We start from the raw sequence: 1,303 nt of genomic DNA, 5'->3' as shown, positions 1-1,303 counted from the left end.
GCGGCGGGCGGGGCGGCGGTCGGCTCAGCGGGCGGAGCCGAAGGTGCTGTGCGGGGAGATCTTGACGGTCGGCGCGGGCCCGGCGCCCCACTCCGCCTCGCGGATCGCCTTGAGCGCGGCCTTGCGCTGCTCGCGGTCGAGGCGGTCGATGAAGATGATGCCGTCGAGGTGGTCGGTCTCGTGCTGGATGCAGCGGGCGAGCAGCTGGGTGCCGGATATCGTCACCGGCTCGCCGTGCATGTCGAAGCCCTTGGCGACCACGCCGTGGGCGCGCTTGGTGTCGAAGCGCAGGCCGGGGAGCGAGAGGCAGCCCTCGGGGCCGTCCTGCTCGTCCTCGCTCAGGCTCAGGTCCGGGTTGATCAGGTGACCCACCACGCCGTCCACGTAGTACGTGAACACCCGCAGCGAGACGCCGAGTTGAGGCGCGGCCAGCCCGGCACCGGGGGCGTCCAGCATGGTGTCGGTGAGGTCCTTGACCAGGCGCCGCAGCTCCTTGTCGAAGACGGTGACCGGCTTGGCGGTGGCACGGAGCACCGGGTCGCCGAAGATCCGGATCGGCTGGATCGCCATGGCGTCGGGTTCCTGTTCGTCGGGCGGCGGCGGGCGCGGTCCGCGGAGGACCACCGGGAAGTCTATGCAATGCCCGCGTCGCGTTCGGCCCACCAGCTGGCATAACCCTTCTCCGGCCGGGCGCGTGACCCCGGCCCCCGGTCGGGCGTTGGTCAAGTGGAATTGACCGGGACGCCACTGCGTCCCTGCCCTCCTTGCCCGCCAGCGGGCGAGCAGGGGCGCGTCAGGCGGACCGTACGGAGAGGTGGCACCCAGGCCATGGCCGAGCAGATCAACCACGACGCCCGCGCGCGGGCGAGCCTGCACCTGCTGGTGCGGGACATCGAGCGGGTGCGGCGGCAGGTCGATGCGCTGCGGACCCTCACCGCCCAACTCGGCAACGTCTACCGGCCCCGGCGGCCCAGCACCTCGGCCGGGTTCGTGGTGTACGGCCGGGCGCCCGCCCCGACCGTCCGGCTCGCCCAGGAGCTCAGGGAGAGCGTGGAGACCCTGGTCGCGGCGGCGGTCGAGTTCGACCGGGCACTGGGCTTCTCCTGGGACTCGGTCGGCTCCGCACTCGGCGTGACCAAGCAGGCGGTCCACCGCCGGTACGGCATGCGCCGCCCGACCGGCGACCTGCTCACCGCCGCCGCCGTCCCCTCCCCCGGCGCCCCACGCGACGACCGCCTCCCCGAACCCGTCCCGGTCGCCGCACCCCACCACGACGAACCGGTCGTCCCCAAGCAGCCGCAGC

At 73.4% G+C, this 1,303-nt stretch carries 2 protein-coding genes; one reads left to right on the top strand and one right to left on the bottom strand.

The genetic code is table 11. The features are described 5' to 3' along the window. Positions 1-24: 24 nt before the first annotated feature. Entirely contained in the window at positions 25-570 is a 546-nt protein-coding gene (gene def, locus AA75_RS20445) for a peptide deformylase (protein ID WP_033821584.1), read from the bottom strand. Positions 571-828: 258 nt separating this feature from the next. Between def and AA75_RS20440 the strand changes: the two genes are divergently transcribed. Then, a partial coding sequence (locus tag AA75_RS20440; protein WP_233289113.1) for a hypothetical protein occupies positions 829-1,303 on the top strand: 475 nt, incomplete at its 3' end.

It is taken from the genome of Kitasatospora sp. MBT63 (assembly GCF_000710465.2).
GTDB lineage: Bacteria > Actinomycetota > Actinomycetes > Streptomycetales > Streptomycetaceae > Kitasatospora.
This window is presented reverse-complemented; position numbering and strand designations above follow the sequence as displayed.